15 protein-coding genes are annotated in these 16,833 nt (G+C 44.7%); 6 read left to right on the top strand and 9 right to left on the bottom strand.

What is annotated here, in order from left to right; translation table 11 throughout:
* Positions 1-205: 205 nt before the first annotated feature.
* The 4 genes from MHB50_RS12810 (at position 206) to MHB50_RS12825 (ending at position 5,081) form a co-directional block, all read left to right on the top strand.
* Positions 206-973, top strand: a complete 768-nt coding sequence (locus MHB50_RS12810) for a 3-hydroxyacyl-CoA dehydrogenase (protein WP_077109958.1) — start codon at positions 206-208, stop codon at positions 971-973.
* A 33-nt stretch (positions 974-1,006) separates the two neighbouring features.
* Positions 1,007-2,152, top strand: a complete 1,146-nt coding sequence (locus MHB50_RS12815) for an acyl-CoA dehydrogenase family protein (RefSeq protein ID WP_077109957.1) — start codon at positions 1,007-1,009, stop codon at positions 2,150-2,152.
* A 21-nt stretch (positions 2,153-2,173) separates the two neighbouring features.
* Positions 2,174-3,301, top strand: a complete 1,128-nt coding sequence (locus tag MHB50_RS12820) for a CaiB/BaiF CoA-transferase family protein (protein WP_339164025.1) — start codon at positions 2,174-2,176, stop codon at positions 3,299-3,301.
* A 169-nt stretch (positions 3,302-3,470) separates the two neighbouring features.
* A complete protein-coding gene (locus MHB50_RS12825; protein WP_339164028.1) occupies positions 3,471-5,081 on the top strand; it encodes a long-chain fatty acid--CoA ligase in 1,611 nt (536 codons plus the stop codon).
* A gap of 586 nt (positions 5,082-5,667) precedes the next feature.
* Here the strand turns inward: MHB50_RS12825 and MHB50_RS12830 are convergent.
* On the bottom strand, positions 5,668-7,056 hold the full coding sequence (locus MHB50_RS12830; protein ID WP_077109876.1) for a sodium:alanine symporter family protein: 1,389 nt from the start codon (positions 7,054-7,056) through the stop codon (positions 5,668-5,670).
* 210 nt (positions 7,057-7,266) lie between these two features.
* Between MHB50_RS12830 and MHB50_RS12835 the strand changes: the two genes are divergently transcribed.
* Together MHB50_RS12835 and MHB50_RS12840 are read left to right on the top strand one after the other, a co-directional pair.
* Positions 7,267-8,160 carry a YitT family protein gene (locus tag MHB50_RS12835; RefSeq protein WP_171973799.1) on the top strand — a complete coding sequence of 298 codons (894 nt, stop codon included), beginning with the start codon at positions 7,267-7,269 and terminating at the stop codon, positions 8,158-8,160.
* Positions 8,161-8,237: 77 nt separating this feature from the next.
* Positions 8,238-9,371, top strand: coding sequence for a zinc-dependent alcohol dehydrogenase (locus MHB50_RS12840; RefSeq protein WP_077109874.1), 1,134 nt, complete (start codon positions 8,238-8,240; stop codon positions 9,369-9,371).
* A gap of 654 nt (positions 9,372-10,025) precedes the next feature.
* Here MHB50_RS12840 and hisIE read toward each other — a convergent pair.
* Genes hisIE through MHB50_RS12880 form a run of 8 tightly spaced genes read right to left on the bottom strand, consistent with a single transcriptional unit; the run spans position 10,026 to position 16,824 of the window.
* On the bottom strand, positions 10,026-10,670 hold the full coding sequence (gene hisIE / locus MHB50_RS12845; RefSeq protein WP_077109873.1) for a bifunctional phosphoribosyl-AMP cyclohydrolase/phosphoribosyl-ATP diphosphatase HisIE: 645 nt from the start codon (positions 10,668-10,670) through the stop codon (positions 10,026-10,028).
* Positions 10,660-11,415, bottom strand: coding sequence for an imidazole glycerol phosphate synthase subunit HisF (gene hisF, locus MHB50_RS12850; RefSeq protein ID WP_077109872.1), 756 nt, complete (start codon positions 11,413-11,415; stop codon positions 10,660-10,662). The genes hisIE and hisF overlap by 11 nt, the downstream gene beginning before the upstream one ends.
* Before the next feature lie 3 nt (positions 11,416-11,418).
* Positions 11,419-12,117 carry a 1-(5-phosphoribosyl)-5-[(5-phosphoribosylamino)methylideneamino]imidazole-4-carboxamide isomerase gene (gene hisA / locus MHB50_RS12855; protein WP_077109871.1) on the bottom strand — a complete coding sequence of 233 codons (699 nt, stop codon included), beginning with the start codon at positions 12,115-12,117 and terminating at the stop codon, positions 11,419-11,421.
* A 44-nt stretch (positions 12,118-12,161) separates the two neighbouring features.
* On the bottom strand, positions 12,162-12,749 hold the full coding sequence (gene hisB, locus MHB50_RS12860) for an imidazoleglycerol-phosphate dehydratase HisB (RefSeq protein ID WP_077109870.1): 588 nt from the start codon (positions 12,747-12,749) through the stop codon (positions 12,162-12,164).
* Positions 12,730-13,806: a histidinol-phosphate transaminase gene (locus MHB50_RS12865; protein ID WP_077109869.1), complete on the bottom strand. Its 1,077-nt coding sequence runs from the start codon at positions 13,804-13,806 to the stop codon at positions 12,730-12,732. Before MHB50_RS12865 ends, hisB begins: the two co-directional genes overlap by 20 nt.
* A complete protein-coding gene (hisD, locus tag MHB50_RS12870) occupies positions 13,803-15,086 on the bottom strand; it encodes a histidinol dehydrogenase (RefSeq protein ID WP_077109868.1) in 1,284 nt (427 codons plus the stop codon). Before hisD ends, MHB50_RS12865 begins: the two co-directional genes overlap by 4 nt.
* Positions 15,083-15,703: an ATP phosphoribosyltransferase gene (gene hisG / locus MHB50_RS12875; protein ID WP_077109867.1), complete on the bottom strand. Its 621-nt coding sequence runs from the start codon at positions 15,701-15,703 to the stop codon at positions 15,083-15,085. Before hisG ends, hisD begins: the two co-directional genes overlap by 4 nt.
* Positions 15,700-16,824: an ATP phosphoribosyltransferase regulatory subunit gene (locus MHB50_RS12880; protein ID WP_077109866.1), complete on the bottom strand. Its 1,125-nt coding sequence runs from the start codon at positions 16,822-16,824 to the stop codon at positions 15,700-15,702. The genes hisG and MHB50_RS12880 overlap by 4 nt, the downstream gene beginning before the upstream one ends.
* Positions 16,825-16,833 lie beyond the last annotated feature (9 nt).

Consider the following 16,833-nt stretch of genomic DNA (forward strand, 5'->3'; position numbering starts at 1 on the left):
TTGTTGATTGCTGGATTATCATAATGGACAAAATGCCCTCTTCCAGATTATATCCTAAGTTTAAATCGTGAATAAGAAGAAAAGCAAATGTTATCGCAAACCAAGGCTGTTTAGCACATATGCCTGATATTGCTTGACTTCATATATTTGAATTATTAGAATATATTTAATTAACTTCTCTATTTGTCGAGAAAGGATGATTGTCATGAACATAGATGAGGTTACCGCAATCGTTACGGGAGGAGCCTCCGGTCTTGGGGAAGCCACCGTAAGAGACATTGTTTCACATGGTGGCCGGGCTTTTATTCTCGACCTTGAGGAAGAAAAAGCAAGGAAGCTTGCGGATGAGCTCGGAAGCAATGCCGCTTTTTTTCATGCTGATGTTACAGATGAAGACAGTGTTCAAGACGCAGTGGGAAAGGCATGTGACACTTTTGGGCACATCAATGTGCTTGTAAACTGTGCCGGGATTGCTATCGCTAAGAAAACGCTCGGCAAGCAAGGGCCGCATGATTTGCCGTCCTTTTCAAAAGTCATCGCCGTCAATCTGACAGGCACTTTCAATGCGATCCGCTTGGTATCTGAAAAAATGGCGACCAACGAACCGAACCTGCACGGTGAACGGGGTGTCATTATTAATACAGCTTCTGTCGCTGCTTTTGACGGACAAATCGGACAGGCTGCCTACAGCGCATCAAAGGGCGGTATTGTAGGAATGACATTGCCACTCGCAAGGGATTTGGCTCACCTTGGCATTCGGGTCATGACCATTGCTCCCGGATTGTTTCATACCCCCCTATTTGCCCAACTGCCTGAAAAAGCCCGAAAAGCCTTGGGTGAAATGACTCCTTTTCCTTCCCGCCTCGGCCAGCCAAGCGAGTATGCGCATTTAGTGTTGTCAATTATAGAAAACGCGATGCTGAACGGAGAAACAATCCGTCTGGATGGTGCCATTAGAATGCAGCCAAAGTAATGGCAAAACCCTCAAAAGCACGAGGTGAACATAGTGAAAAGAACGTTTTTAAAAGAAGAACATGACATTTTCCGCCGGTCACTAAGAACCTTTCTTGAACAGGAAGCTGCCCCCTTTATTAAGCGATGGGAAGAAGAAAAAGAAGTTCCGCGTAGTTTTTGGAAAAAGATGGGGAAGCATGGATTTCTCTCCCCGCAAGTCAGTGAGAAATACGGAGGGTATGATGCCGACTTCGGTTTTGCCGTTGTCGTTTCCGAAGAGTTGGACCGTGTGAATGTTGGACTTGTTGGAATCAGTTTACATAATGACATTGTCATTCCCTATATTGAAACATACGGCACCGAAGAGCAGAAGAAGCGGTGGCTGCCGGGGACTATTAGCGGAGACTTGATCTCGGCGATTGCCATGACAGAGCCGGGAGCCGGTTCCGATTTGGCCGCGATTAAGACGAAGGCCATTAAAGATGGAAACCATTATGTTTTAAATGGAGAAAAAACATTTATTACAAATGGAAAAACCGCTGATATCGTTGTAGTGGTATGCAAAACGGATCCTCAGGCCAGTCCGCCGCACAAAGGAATCAGCCTGCTCGTCGTTGAAGCGGGAACACCCGGCTTTATAAAAGGGAAAAAATTAAACAAGCTTGGCCAACATCTCAATGACACTTGCGAGTTAATTTTTGAAGATGCGAGAATTCCTGCGCAAAACTTGTTGGGAGAAGAAGGAAAAGGATTCTATTATTTAATGGAAAAATTACAGCAGGAACGGCTTTTGGTTGCTATTCAGAGCATGGCCTCAGCAGAACTCATGCTGGAGAAGACCGTTGAATTTGTAGAACAGCGGGAAGCCTTTGGCAAACGCATCAGCCAGTTTCAAAATACGCAGTTTAAGCTGGCAGAAATGAAGTCGGAAATTGAAATTGGCAGGACATTTGTGGACAGGCTCATTGAAGCGCATATAAACAATACAAAAATCACGACAGAAGTAGCCATGGCCAAATGGTGGACAACAGATTTGGTGAAGAAAGTGTCTGCAAACTGTTTACAGCTTCACGGGGGGTACGGATATATGGAAGAATACGAGATTGCGAGAAGGTACCGCGATGTGGCCGTTTCATCCATATATGCAGGTTCCAATGAAATTATGAAAATGATCATTGCAAAAAATATGGGTCTATGACATTTGAAAGGAGGAGCCTTTTTGCCGTTAACATCTATTATGGTCTTGGATTTAACCCGCCTCCTGCCGGGACCTTATTGCACGATGATTCTGGCTGACTTTGGGGCGGAGGTCATAAAAGTAGAAGATCCCCAGCTTGGCGATTATGCAAGACATTTCGAACCGAAAACGAATGGAAGCAGTGCCCTGTTTCAATCACTGAATCGTAACAAAAAGAGTATTTGTCTGAATTTGAAAGATGAAAGCGATAAAAAAACCTTTACGCAACTGGTTAAACAAGCGGATGTCCTTGTTGAATCTTTTCGGCCAAATGTCATGAAACGGCTTGGACTTGACTATCAAACGTTAAAAGAGCTGAATCCCGGTTTAATCTTTTGCTCCATAACAGGGTATGGACAAACTGGTCCTTATGCAAACCGCCCCGGCCATGACATCAATTATCTTAGCTATGCCGGGCTTTTGGATATTATGGGAGCAAAGGATGGCATCCCGATCGTTCCCGCTGTCCAAATTGCCGATATTGGGGGCGGGGCTTTTCCGGCTGCTGTCGGTATTTTGCTCGCACTACTGGAAAGAAACCGGTCAGGAAAAGGACAATTGATTGATATATCCATGCTCGATGGAGTGATTTCCTGGCTGCAAACATCGCTTCCAAATTTTTTGGCAGGCGGCACTGTCCCAAAACGCGGTGAAGAAATGCTGACCGGCGGACGGGCATGCTACTCCGTTTATGAAACAAAGGACGGAAGGTTTTTATCAGTCGGGGCCATTGAGCCGAAGTTTTGGAAAGCTTTTTGCCATACAATTGAACAGCCTGATTTTATTCCTTTATTGGAAGCGTCTTTACATGAACAGCACCGGCTGAAATATGAGATTCAACAGATTATATTGCAAAAAACTCTTTCCGAATGGATAAAAGCGTTTTCTGAAGTGGAAGCATGCGTCTCTCCTGTTTTAACTTTTAAAGAAATGACAAGAGATCCGCAAGTTGTCGCAAGAGGCATCCTGCGAACCATTTTTCAGCAAATGGCAGGTGAAATAACATATATTGATAATCCGATCAAACTATCAGATACGCCCGCAACATTCAGATATCCGGCTCCCAAACACGGTGAACATAATAACCAAGTAGTTAGCCATATAAAGTGAAACTTCATTCAGTAGGCGTTTCTCCTACTGAATGTTAGTTGAACCAATCGGGCATTTAGGTGCCGTTCTCTCCCATTTAGACCTTTTGTATTCACTCAGGTCTTGATGTGGTGTATATATGGCACCTTACATGCGGGATAAAATAAAGCAGAGTAAAGGAGAGTTCCCTATGATGGACATCCCATTAACCCTCACTGCGCTGATAGAGCGTGCTGAAAAATATTTTTCCAAAAAAGAGGTCATTTCTAGGACCCATGGCGGATTGCATCGTCTCAATTACGGGAAAATCGGCCGCCGTACTCGGGCTTTAGCAAGCGCATTGGAAAAGTTGGGCGTAAAAAAAGGAGATCGTGTCGGGACATTCGCCTGGAACCACCACCGCCATTTGGAAGCGTATTTTGCCATCCCATGCATGGGCGCAGTGTTGCACACCATTAACATCCGTTTGTCAGTAGAGCATTTAATATATATTATCAATCATGCTGAGAACAAAATATTGCTGATCGACCCTGACCTTTTGCCCATTATTGAAAAAATTCGAGAACAGATCCCCACGGTGCAAGCTTTTATTGTCATGGCTGATGAAAATGCATCCATAGAGTCCAGTTTAGAATCATTATATTCTTATGAAAAGCTGGTCGGTGATGGCGATGAATCTTATGAGTTCACATCTGATATCGAGGAAAACGACCCTGCGGGCATGTGTTTTACTTCTGCAACAACAGGAAAACCGAAAGGCGTTGTTTATTCCCACAGAGGTATCGTTCTGCACAGCATGGCATTAAGTATGGCCGATACCGCGGGCATTTCCGAATCAGATATAGCAATGCCTGTTGTCCCAATGTTTCACGTAAATGCCTGGGGATTGCCGTTTGTGGCCACCTGGCTTGGAACTACGCAAGTCCTTCCCGGTCCCATGGTGACACCCAAGCTTCTTGCCGAACTCATTGAAACTCATAAGATAACGATTGCAGCCGGTGTGCCGACCATTTGGATCGGACTGTTACATGAACTTGAAAACGGAGAATACGACACGTCCAGCTTAAGGTATGTCCTTTGCGGAGGAGCTGCCGCGCCTAAAAGCGTGATTCATGCGTTTGAATCAAAGTTCGGCATACCTTTTATTCACGCATACGGCATGACGGAAACGACACCCCTGGCTACGCTGTCGCGCCTCAAAAGTTATCAGCGTGATCTTCCAGAAGAAGAGAAGCTGGCGATCAAGGCTAAACAAGGGATCGTTGCTCCCGGTCTTGAAATCAAAGTAATCAACGAAAATGGCGAAGTGAAGCCTGATGGAAAGGAAATGGGAGAGCTTCTCATTCGTGGCCCCTGGATCGCCAATGAGTATTACAAAGACGAGCGGACGGAAGACGCCTTCCAAGACGGCTGGCTTCATACCGGAGATGTGGTAACAATTGATGAGGAAGGCTTTATCCATATTATCGACCGGACAAAGGATCTAATCAAAAGTGGCGGTGAATGGATCTCTTCTGTCGAACTGGAAAATGCGCTCATGGCCCATGAAGCTGTTTTTGAAGCGGCAGTTGTTTCGGTTCCCCATCCAAAATGGCAGGAACGCCCTGTTGCGTGCGTCGTTCTTAAAGAAGGAAAAAGCTTGACAAAAGAGGAAATCATCGCCTTTTTGAAACCGCAATTTGTCAGCTGGTGGCTTCCTGATGATGTGATCTTTCTCAAGGAAATACCCAAAACATCCGTTGGAAAGTTTTTAAAACGCCAACTGCAGGAACAATTGAAAGAACATCTTACCACCCAGTAAATAAAGGAAATGGCGCTGACGCCTTATGGCTCTAATACTTCGTGCTCGGCTTCTGAACGCAAAAAATAATAAAAAACCTAATGAAATCATGTGGAAGAAGAACTTTTTCCTCCACATGATTTTCATTTGTTCGATCTCCACAAGCCAAAACAGCAGAAATAAGCGACAAACGGGCAGCTGGACGGACACGTCCGCACAATAATAGCGGACAGCTGGACGGTGGAATTTTGCCCGTAAGCACGAATGGCTCAAAACCCGTTCGATTGTCCTTGAAAAAGGAGAGAGATCACTCAGTCAAGTTTTCGGCCTTGGACGTCATGCAATATGATATTAATAATCGGTCCCTGAATCTGTGTAAATTGCACTTATCTTAATCATGAGTATGAGCAATATATTTTTCTCATGGAAGTTGCTTTTCCAATGGGCAGCTCACCGTTTTACTAAAAAGGTCCTTGCCGTGCGTCCCTCCCCCTGCCTCTTCCATCATCGCTTTTTCAATTTGCGGGAAAATGCGCAACTCGTCCGTCCATCAAGCGTCAGGCCAAATTTATTTTAGGAGTGGGAGCTTTACGACCACGACCGTCACCTAACTCACATTTGCTTTTTCCTCTTCCAAATCCTTTAAATAATATTTTTCCGAAGTGAAAAACTCATCTTTTAGCTCCTTCACTTGTTTACGGAGCAAAAGGATCGCTATGACATTTGGAATCAGTATTGCCGCAAGGGCGATATCAAGAAAGCTCCACAGCACTTCGGCGGCGCCAATAGCGCCAAGAATAATGCACGCGACATATACTACTTGCATTCCTCTTCCTGCCGTTAATCCAAATAAAAACTCAGCCTGCTTTACTCCGTAATAAATCAGAACAAGCATCGTAGAAAGCACAAAGAACACGAGGGAAATCGCCACGACGGCACTTCCAATCCCGCCAAAATACTCTCCAAATGCGACCGCTGTCAAGCCGGAGGGGTTTTCACTGGCTGCTTCTCGTGTCCAGGCATCTGAGGATAGGACAACAAACGCTGTTGCGGTACAAATGATGAGCGTGTCCACCACGATTCCGATGATAGACCAAAATCCCTGTCTTACCGGATGGTCAGTTGTCGCTGTGGCGTGCGCAATTGGTGTTGTTCCGAGTCCTGCTTCATTAGAATATAGACCGCGGGCAAATCCCCAGCGGATTGTTTCCGCAATGGCGGCCCCGGCAAATCCCCCGATTGCCGACATTGGCTGAAAAGCAGAAGTGACGATCAATTTAATTATGGAGGGAAACTCTCCGATATTCATGGCAACAATGATGAGAGCTGATGCCACATAAAATATAGCCATAAATGGCACTACAAATTCGGTGACGCGGCCGATTCTTTTAATACCGCCAAATACAATGATGGAAATCAAAGCGGCGGCGCCAATACCTGTATATAAAGGAGAGATTTGGGTTGTTTCATAAATGGTAGAGGCAATTGAATTTCCTTGCACCATCATGCTGGGGACAAGTTCAAGCATGAGGGCGAAAGAAAACCAGATGCCAAGCCATTTCATGTTAAGCCCTTTTGTCATGTAATACATTGGTCCGCCTACGTATTCTCCCGTTTCGTTTTTCTCCCGGTAACGTACAGCGAGAACACTTTCAGAAAACTTAATAGACATGCCGATTAACGCGATGACCCACATCCAAAAAATGGAACCAGGCCCTCCAAACATAATGGCAGCCGGTACCCCCACAATATTTGCGGCGCCAATCGTACAGGACAACTCGGAGGTCAGAGCCTGAAAAGGAGTAAGTGTCCCCTTCCCTTTCGGCCTTTTGAAAACGCTTCCTAATGTTTGTTTTATGATATAAATAGGATAGCGAAATTGAAAAAAACCGAGCAGAACAGTTAAATATATACCCGTGACAAGAAGCAACAAAATAATGGGCAAACCCCATAACCAATTGGAAAAAGCCTCTACTTTCGCAAGAAATTCATCCATCTTAATTCAAACAACCCCTTTCCCTATTAGGTACGAATTACCCCGTTCCAGAGGCTATAAACACACTTTTTAAAAAATAGGAAAAATGTCATAGTTCTGAAATTTTATTATCGGAACAATTCATTTTTTCGAGTTCATATTTTGGGACTTTTTCAATAGCGTCTGGAAAGTTTATAATATAAATAAGCCATTAAAGAGAGGAATTATCCAATGAGACAGAAAGACAAAACATTACCTTCCCAGGCGCAGCACAGAAAGTTGACGAAAAAGGCTCTTTTCTGGCGATTCGTTTTTGTCACTTTAGGGGCTGTTCTGATGGCTGTCGCTTTAGAGTTTTTCTTAATACCGAACAACATTTTGGACGGAGGCATTACCGGCATTTCCATCATTGTCGGATATCTCACCGGTTGGAGAGTTGGATTTATCATCTTTCTATTAAACCTGCCTTTTATTTATATTGGGTATAAACAGATGGGAAAAACCTTCGCGCTGACCACATTGTATGGTATTTTTATTTTATCCATCACCTCTATTCTCCTTCATAATGTCTATATCGTGACAGATGATTTATTGCTGGATACGGTTTTTGGCGGGATCATTTTGGGAGTCGGTGTCGGCATGGTGATCAGAGCCGGCGGTTCACTTGACGGGACAGAGGTTCTCTCCATCCTTTTAAGTAATAAACTGCCTTTTTCAGTTGGCGAAATCATTATGTTTTTTAACTTTTTTATTTTTACCGCCGCCGGATTTATCTTTAGCTGGGAACGGGCGATGTATTCGATCATCACTTATTTCATCGCCTATAAAGCGATTGATTTAGTCGTCGAAGGCTTAAATCAATCTAAATCGGTCTGGATTATTAGCGAGGAAGCGGAACATATCGGAGATGCCATCATTGCCAGGCTTGGCCGGGGTGTGACGTATTTGAAAGGCGAAGGCGCTTTTACAGGGGACAAAAAAAGAGTCATTTTTTGTGTCGTTACCCGCCTGGAAGAATCCAAGTTAAAGACGATCGTAAATGACTTTGACCCCAATGCTTTCATTGCTTTTGGAAATATATCCGAGGTCAAAGGCGGCAGGTTCAAGAAAAAGCATATTCACTAAAACCGGCGGAACTGCCGGTTTTTTTTATGGGAAAAGGACATCCTATCATTAGTAAATATGAAAAGGAGGACGAACAAATGAAAGCCGTGACATACCAAGGTCCCCAAAAGGTGGAAGTAAAAAATGTCCCTGACCCCGTGATCGAGAAGAAAGATGACATCATCATCCGTATTACCTCTACTGCGATTTGCGGATCGGATCTTCATTTATACCTCGGAAACATCAAACTTCGCGAAGGCTATATCATTGGGCATGAACCGATGGGAATCGTGGAAGAAACAGGCCCGGACGTTACGAAAGTCAAAAAGGGAGACCGGGTCGTCATCCCTTTTACCGTTGCGTGCGGAACTTGCTTTTATTGTAAAAATGACATGGAAAGTCAATGTGACCATGCCAATGAAGTTGAAGATACCGGGGGATATTTTGGATACTCCGAATGGTTTGGTGATTATCCGGGAGGCCAGGCCGAGCTTTTGAGAGTCCCTTTTGGAAATTTCCTTCCGTTTGCCATACCGGAGACGTGTGAACTGGAAGACGAGGCCTTATTGTTTTTATCCGATGTCCTGCCCACATCTTATTGGAGTGTGAAAAATGCGGGGGTAAAGCCGGGAGATACCGTTGTTGTTCTCGGCTGTGGCCCCATTGGCCTGATGACGCAAAAATTTGCATGGAAGGCCGGGGCCAAGCGGGTTATCGGTGTGGACTATATTCCATACCGTTTAGATCATGCTCAAAAAATAAACAATGTCGAAGTCTTTGATTTTACAAAGCATGATGATATGGGGTTGGAATTAAAAGAGTTAACGAGCGGAGGCGCGGACGTTGTCATTGACTGTGTCGGGATGGACGGAAAAAAATCCCCGCTAGAAAAAGTCGGACAAAAGCTGATGATCCAAGGCGGAACGTTAAGCGCCATTCAAATAGCAACAAAGGCCGTTCGAAAGTTCGGCACCATCCAGCTGACAGGTGTATATGGATTAAACTATAACATGTTTCCGCTCGGCGATCTTTTCGCCCGAAACATATCACTAAAAATGGGCCAGGCCCCTGCCCCTCATTTCATGCAGGAACTTTATGAACAAATCGTTTCCAACGAGATTGATCCGACTGATATTATCACCCACCGAATTCCATTAGAAGAAGCGGCCCGAGGCTATGAAATGTTTAACGAACGCGAGGAAGGCTGCATCAAGGTTGTCATGAAGCCGTAAGAAAAGTGCAGCGCCTGTTTAGTCACATACAAACTGAAGCACTCCACAATGAGATAAAACGAAATAGCGGCCAGCGGAAAGCTTTTGTCCGCCGCTTGTTCGTGACGGTCACTTCCGCAGTTGCCCCCAATGTTTTTGAAATGGGGGTAATGCCAGTTCATGCGAAAGAAAGCCAAATAACCACAATACGATAAAGGCAAAATGACAAGGAGGTTGGGACACAACTAAATCAGCTGATGAAAAAAAGAACAATAAAGTGAAACTTCATTCAGTAGGCGTTTTCTTCCATCTCCTACTGAATGTTCGTTGAACGAATGGGCATTTAGGTGCCGTTTTCCCCTACTTAGACCTTTTGTATTCACTCAAGGTTTTCAAATGGTGTATATGGCATCTTACATGCGGGAAAAATTTAGCTAGTGTATAATACGCAAGCTTTTAGCGTAGTCAACATATGTGGACTCCTGCGGGAATAGCTCGATCTGAAGATCCCCCGATCCCGCAGGAAAGCGACCTTTGCTTTCCGAGGAAGCTGAAGAGACCTGCGGAAAACGAAATATGTTGACGTAGCGATGATAGGGATTTTTTTAATACAAATAAACCGAACAATTTTAAATGAATTGTTCGGTTCGTATTTGCTTATGTCCAGTCTCTTTTTTACCAGTTTTCAATTTCCGGGCGTTCCGGCTTCGCATTTCCTTTTTTGGATGAACGTTTTTCCAATTCCGCGTATACTTCTTCAAGGGAAACCCCTTGCTCTGCCAATAACACGAGACTGTGGTAGAGCAGGTCTCCACATTCGCTGATAACCTCATTTTTATCTTTGTTTTTCGCAGCAATCACAATTTCTCCCGCTTCTTCAATCAGCTTTTTGGAAATTTTATCGATTCCCTTTTGAAATAAGTACGTTGTATAGGAACCTTCAACCGGGTTCGTCTGGCGTTCATTGATTTCCGCCATCAATGAAGCAAAAATCGATGAGTCGGCCTTTTTTTCACCAACAATAGTATTATAAAAACATGACTGTTCTCCCGTATGACACGCGGGACCAAGCGGCTCCACATAAATGAGCAAAGAGTCGTTGTCGCAGTCCAAATGTACCGATTTAACGATTTGCTTGTTTCCGGATGTGGCCCCTTTGTTCCAATATTCTTGGCGCGACCTTGAATAAAACCACGTTTCTTTTGTCTCCAAAGTTTTCCGGTAGGCTGTTTCATCCATATAACCGAGCATCAGCACCTCTTTGCTCACGTCATCCACAATCACCGCCGGAAGCAGTCCTTTTGAAAAATCAGGCTCCACTAACGTCAACTCCCCGCTCGCGGCATAACGTTTTCACTTCGGGAATGCCCACTTCGTTTTGATGGAAAATAGATGCCGCCAATGCTGCGGCCACATTCGTTTTTTCAAATACCTCTACGATATCCTCCGCACTGCCACATCCACCTGAAGCAATTACAGGTATATCAACAGCATCGACAATCGCTTTCGTTAATTCCAAGTCGTAACCGTCCTTAACACCATCACGGTCAACACTTGTCAGCAAAATTTCGCCGGCGCCAAGTTCTTCAAGCATTTTCGCCCATTGTACCGCGTCAAGGCCGGAATCTTTCATACCGCCATGTGTCATCACATGCCATGTCCCATCCGACATTTGCTTGGCATCAACTGCTGCGACAATAGTGGCCGAACCAAATTTTTCCGCCGCTTCTTTAATAAGTTCCGGCCGATCTACGGCAGCTGTATTGATCCCGACTTTGTCCGCCCCGGCTTCTAAAATCCTTCCGATATCGTCGGCTGTCTTGATTCCCCCGCCAACTGTAAAGGGGATCGATACTTTTTTCGCCACTTTTTTGACGACATCCACCATCGTTTTGCGCCCTTCGGTAGTAGCTGAAATGTCAAGAAAAACAAGTTCATCAGCGCCATTATTTGAATAGTCGGAGGCCATTTCTACTGGGTCGCCCATTTCACGCATTCCCTCAAAATGAATTCCTTTCACTACTTTTCCATCTTTTACATCCAAGCAAGGAATAATTTTTTTCAACTTTTATGACCTCCTTAATTTGACTGTTCCCTCATACATGGCTTTTCCCACGATGGCTTCTTCAATCCCCAGCGCGGCAACTGCATCTAAATCTTCTTGATTGCGAATACCGCCTGATGCGACAATTTTACAGCTCACCGCATCATTGATTTTCTTCAGTTGCTCCAGGTTGGGCCCTTGCATCGTGCCGTCTTTTGAAATGTCCGTAAAGACAATTGTTTGGACGCCCAGCTGCTCCATTTGCTTCGCAAATTCAATATAATCCATTTCGGTTTCCTGCTCCCAGCCCGAAACCGCCACTTTTTCATTTCGGGCATCAATGCCGATTACGATATGTTTTCTATGTTTTTCCAAAGCAGCTTGTAGAAATTCCCTATCTTGAATGGCAGCCGTTCCAATAACGATTCTGTCCACCCCTGAGTTGACATATGCCTCGACTGTTTCAAGGTTCCGAATACCACCACCAACCTGAATCGGCACAGTCGACTTGGCGCATAATTCTGAGATCAATTCAAATTGCTCAGGCTTTCCTGAACGGGCGCCGTCTAAATCAACAATATGAATGATTTCCGCCCCATCATTCATAAACGTTTGTAATTGTGAAGCGGGGTCGCTTCCTACTTGCGTTGTCTTATTAAAATCCCCCTGATACAGCCTGACACACTTTCCATCAATTAAATCCATTGCTGGTAAAATCTTCATTTGCCCCTCCCGCATTGTTTGCTCAATGATTTTAAAAAGGCTCCTTACTCAAGCAAGCCTTTTGTTGACAAAACACCTTCCAACGAAGGATCTATTTTCACCGCTTCCGCCAGCGCCCGTCCCAGCGCCTTAAAAAGAGCTTCAATTTTGTGATGTGTATTTTCTCCGTATAGTACCCTCGCATGGAGAGTAATCCCTGCGTTAAATGCAAATGCCTGGAAAAACTCCCGTACAAGCTCAGTATCAAAATTCCCGAGGGAGGTTAAATGGAATTCACCCTCAAAATGTAAGAATGGACGGCCGCTTATGTCCAGTGACACAAAGGCAAGCGCATCATCCATCGGTACGTACGATGTTCCAAAGCGAACGATGCCGCGTTTGTCCCCCAGCGCTTCCCGGACTGCTTTTCCAAGAACAATGCCTGTATCCTCAACAGTATGATGACTGTCGATATGCAGATCGCCTTCGACATTCAACGTTAGCCCAATCCGGCCATGACGTGCAAACGCATGAAGCATATGGTCAAAAAATCCGACTCCCGTCTTAATACTGATTTCCGACGCATCATCAAGCCGGACAGCCAAGTCGATTTTCGTTTCGGCCGTCTCCCGTTTACTGGATGCTTGGCGCATACGACTCACTCCATTCTTTCAAGGCTGACCGTAATTTCTCATGTTCTTCCTTCGTGCCGGCCGATATCCGGACTGCTTCCGGCTCACTACCGAAATAACGTATTTTTATCTTTTTTTCATATAAAAAGTCTGTCAGGCTTTTCGCCCCGCTTAATGTCATGAAAAAGAAATTGGTGTTTGAAGGATATAATTTGGCATCTTTCCTGCTTGCCGCAAATTCCTTCATAATGTCTTCCAATTCAGCAATTTGCGCCAGTTGCATGATCAAAAACTGATCAAGAAGCTCCGGTTTTTTTAACAGCTGCGTCCCGATTTGAGCGGAGACGGTATTCACATTATAAGGTGGCTTTATAGAGCCGATCCCTTCAATCAGACGATCATTTGCCGCCAAAAATCCGAGTCTGAGCGCCGCCATGCCAAGCGCTTTGGAAGCTGTTCGTAAAATAATAAGATTGTCATAATCAAGCAATTTTGACACGAAAGGAGATTCACCGGCAAAGTCTATGTAGGCTTCATCCAACACAAGAATGCCCCCGCCATTTGTCTCCAATGCCATCATGATTTGCTCTATTTCTGTCTGTTCATATAGTCTGCCAGTCGGATTGTTTGGATTTGATAACAAGAAGAGTTTTGGCTTTAAATGCTCAATCTTTTGCAAAACGATTTCAAGCGGCAGAGCAAAATCATCTTGTAAAGCAACTTTCTCAACGTTCGCCCCCATAATTCGGGCATTTTTTTCATACATTGAAAAGTCTGGTTCCAATACTATGACCGTATCTTTCGGATCAAGAGCATATTGGCATATAAGTGTAATGCATTCGTCCGATCCGTTCCCTGCCAATAAATTGTTTTGGGGAAAACCGGAAAATTTGCTGTACGCCTCGATGAGCGCTTCCGTACTTTCTGCCGGATAGCGGTGAATCAGCGTTTTTTCCAGCTCGGAAAAATCTACGTATGATAATAGACTCGTATATGCTTCATTGTTGTCCAGCCTGATCATGTCGCCAGGCTCTGGTTTCACTTTATAAGGGCTTATGCCCGAAAGCGTCTTTCTCACTGTTCCAGCCTCACTTTCACCGCGCGTGCATGGCCGTCAAGCTCCTCTTCCTGCGCAAGAGTTTCCACATAAGGAGCGGCCTGCCGCAATGCGTTTTCTGAATAATAAACATAAGTTGTTTTCTTGATAAAATCATCGACTGACAATCCCGAAGAAAAACGGGCTGTCCCAACCGTCGGCAATACATGGTTCGGCCCGGCAAAATAGTCGCCGACAGCTTCCGGTGTATGATGGCCGATAAAAACAGAACCGGCATTTTTCACTTTACTCAAATGATGAAGTGCATTCTTTGTCTGAATTTCCAAATGTTCAGGAGCAAGAGCGTTCACTAGGGAGAATGCTTCATCAATTGTGTCTACCAAAACGGCAGCACCTTCGTTGGCAAGCGAGATTTCCGCAATGTCTTTACGTGGAAGCTCTTCACATTGCCGTTTTACTTCTTCCAGCGTTTTGGCAAGGAGGGCTTTGGACGTGCAGAAAAGAAAAGAGCGCGCCTTTTCATCATGTTCGGCTTGCGCGATCAAATCTGCAGCCACATACGGGGGATGGGCCGATTCATCCACGATAATCGCCACTTCCGAAGGCCCCGCAATCATGTCGATTCCGACATCACCAAAAACGAGTGATTTTGCCGCGGCCACATATGCGTTCCCGGGGCCGACAATTTTATCAACGGCTTCAATTTGTTCTGTCCCGTATGCAAGTGCGCCGATCGCTTGGCTTCCGCCAATTTTATAAATAGTGTCCACACCGGCAATGTCTGCGGCAACTGACAGAACAGGCGGAATATTTTTGCCGTCTCTTGCCGGGGTTGTCATGACAATCTTCTTGACGCCGGCAAGCTTTGCTGGTATAGCATTCATGAGAACCGTTGAAGGGTAGGAAGCCTTCCCTCCCGGAACATAAATGCCAACTCGTTCGAGCGGCCGGAAAAGCTGGCCGGAAACAATGTCATCCGTCATTTCCATCACACGTGATGTTTGAAGTTGTTTTGAGTGAAAGCTTCGAATATTGTCCGCCGCTTTTTTAAGAGCGGTGATCACTTCCGGCGCTACGTCATTCCAGGCGTTCTCCCGCTCTTTCTTGGAAACTAGCAAAGAAGCGGCGGCCAAACCGTCAAATTTCTTCGTATATTCCTTTACAGCTTCATCACCGCGATTCCGAATATCATCCAATATGTGTTTCACCGTCTGTAATACGTCACTGTCAAATGGCTGCTTTTTTGTTTTCGCGGCAATAAAAGCTTCCTTAAATTCCTTTTGGGAATATTGGCGTATCATATGGCGACCTCCTCAATCCGGAAGGAATCAATAAGGGGGGCCAAGATGGCTTTTTTCAACTTCAAGGAGTTTCGGTTGGCGATACACCGGGCACTGATCGAAAGCATTTCTTCCTTTACAACAAGCCCGTTCTCCCTTAAAGTATTTCCCGTTTCGACAATATCAACAATATCGTCTGCCAACCCCAATAATGGAGCCAGTTCAACAGAGCCTTCCAATTTTACAATATCAACCGACTTTCCTCTTTCCCGAAAATATTTCGTCGTGATATTGGGAAATTTCGTCGCGATACGCTGTTTTGCAAACTTGTTTTCCGCCTTCTGTTCGCCCGCGACAGCCAAACGGCATTTTCCAAAAGGCAGCGGCAGCAAATCATACACATCAGGCTCAAACTCTAACAATATATCTTCACCGACAATCCCTATATCGGCTATCCCATGTTCAACATAAGTAGCCACATCAACTCCTTTGGCAAATACGGCATAAAAATGCTCAGTTTCCACTTGGAGTTTTCTGCCTTTCTCTTTTAAAGGCTGAATATCATAATTGAGCGATTCCAGAAAGGCAAGAAATTGCTTTTCCAACCTTCCCTTTGTTAAAGCGATCACCGGTTTCACTTTTCCAACACCTCATATTTTCCATCATTAAATTGTATTTCCACTACTTTATCATAATTTCCGGTATTTGCGGCGTCCAACTGCACATCAACAATGCAATTTTCATATGATTTTCTCAATTTTTCCGCATAAACGATCGTATCCATATTGGCAATGATGCAAATACGCTGTTTTGTATTTTCTTCTTCATATTGTTCGGCCAATAAATCCAGATCAAATGCCAAACCCGCCGCAGATACATTTCGTCCATATCTGTCATAAAGCTTGTCGTAGCGCCCTCCGGAAAAACAAACGCCACCATTTTTTTTCAAAAAGCCCCGATACATCATTCCGGAATAATAAGGGAGGTTTTTAACTCTTCCCAAATCGACGAGAATGTCCCCGCTTCCGGATGCTTTCAATATATGGGCTACTTTTTTCATTTGTTCAAGGATTTGAAGCAAGTGCTCCTGATCTTTCCAGCGCTTCTCATATTCGTCAATGACACCAATATCACCATATGCATCAACAAGCGCCGCGAGTTCTGCCGCTGCTTTTTTTCCTCCGATATTGAGTACGATGTGGTATACCTCATCCTTTTTCTTGTCATGCATGGCTTGGTGGAGTTTTTCCGCATCATCTTTGGCAAATGGCAGATTTGAAACGAGGCTTTCATATATATTTGCATGCCCCAGCTCAATTACATAATCCTCCATGCCCATTTCCTTCAAGAAAGAATGGGCCATGAGCAGACTCTCACTTTCCCCCATCAATAGCGGCATATGAAGTATTTCAATTCCGGCCTGGTTGCATTCCATGCCAGGACGGTCCGTCCTAAATATAGAACCTTGATAAGCCCATTTTTGCGGTGTGGCTTCCCGGGAAGATAAAGCTCTTGCAATGGCCGTCGTCCAATCGGGACGCAACACTTCAATTTCTCCTTCAGAGTTGAACCATTTTAACATGTTTTGTAATTTCATATTGACGTAATCATTCGTAAAAGTGGACGCATACTCCACAACTGGTGTTGAAATCATTTCATATCCGCGTAATGTCACGACCTTCCGGAACTTTTCCATTACCGAAAACCGATTGCTGACGGCGGGTCCCATTTCATCTCTGCTCCCTGCAGGCAAAAACATAATACTCAC

Source organism: Siminovitchia sp. FSL H7-0308, from assembly GCF_037980985.1.
GTDB classification, from domain to species: Bacteria; Bacillota; Bacilli; order Bacillales; family Bacillaceae_C; genus Siminovitchia; species Siminovitchia thermophila.

What these genes read in the sequence shown, in the direction of transcription:
- MHB50_RS12810 (WP_077109958.1), top strand. Translation starts at nt 206, where the DNA reads ATGAACATAGATGAGGTTACCGCAATCGTTACGGGAGGAGCCTCCGGT.
- MHB50_RS12825 (WP_339164028.1), top strand. Translation starts at nt 3,471, where the DNA reads ATGATGGACATCCCATTAACCCTCACTGCGCTGATAGAGCGTGCTGAA.
- MHB50_RS12830 (WP_077109876.1), bottom strand. Translation starts at nt 7,056, where the DNA reads ATGGATGAATTTCTTGCGAAAGTAGAGGCTTTTTCCAATTGGTTATGG.
- MHB50_RS12835 (WP_171973799.1), top strand. Translation starts at nt 7,267, where the DNA reads ATGAGACAGAAAGACAAAACATTACCTTCCCAGGCGCAGCACAGAAAG.
- MHB50_RS12840 (WP_077109874.1), top strand. Translation starts at nt 8,238, where the DNA reads ATGAAAGCCGTGACATACCAAGGTCCCCAAAAGGTGGAAGTAAAAAAT.
- hisA (WP_077109871.1), bottom strand. Translation starts at nt 12,117, where the DNA reads ATGAAGATTTTACCAGCAATGGATTTAATTGATGGAAAGTGTGTCAGG.
- hisB (WP_077109870.1), bottom strand. Translation starts at nt 12,749, where the DNA reads ATGCGCCAAGCATCCAGTAAACGGGAGACGGCCGAAACGAAAATCGAC.
- hisD (WP_077109868.1), bottom strand. Translation starts at nt 15,086, where the DNA reads ATGATACGCCAATATTCCCAAAAGGAATTTAAGGAAGCTTTTATTGCC.
- MHB50_RS12880 (WP_077109866.1), bottom strand. Translation starts at nt 16,824, where the DNA reads ATGTTTTTGCCTGCAGGGAGCAGAGATGAAATGGGACCCGCCGTCAGC.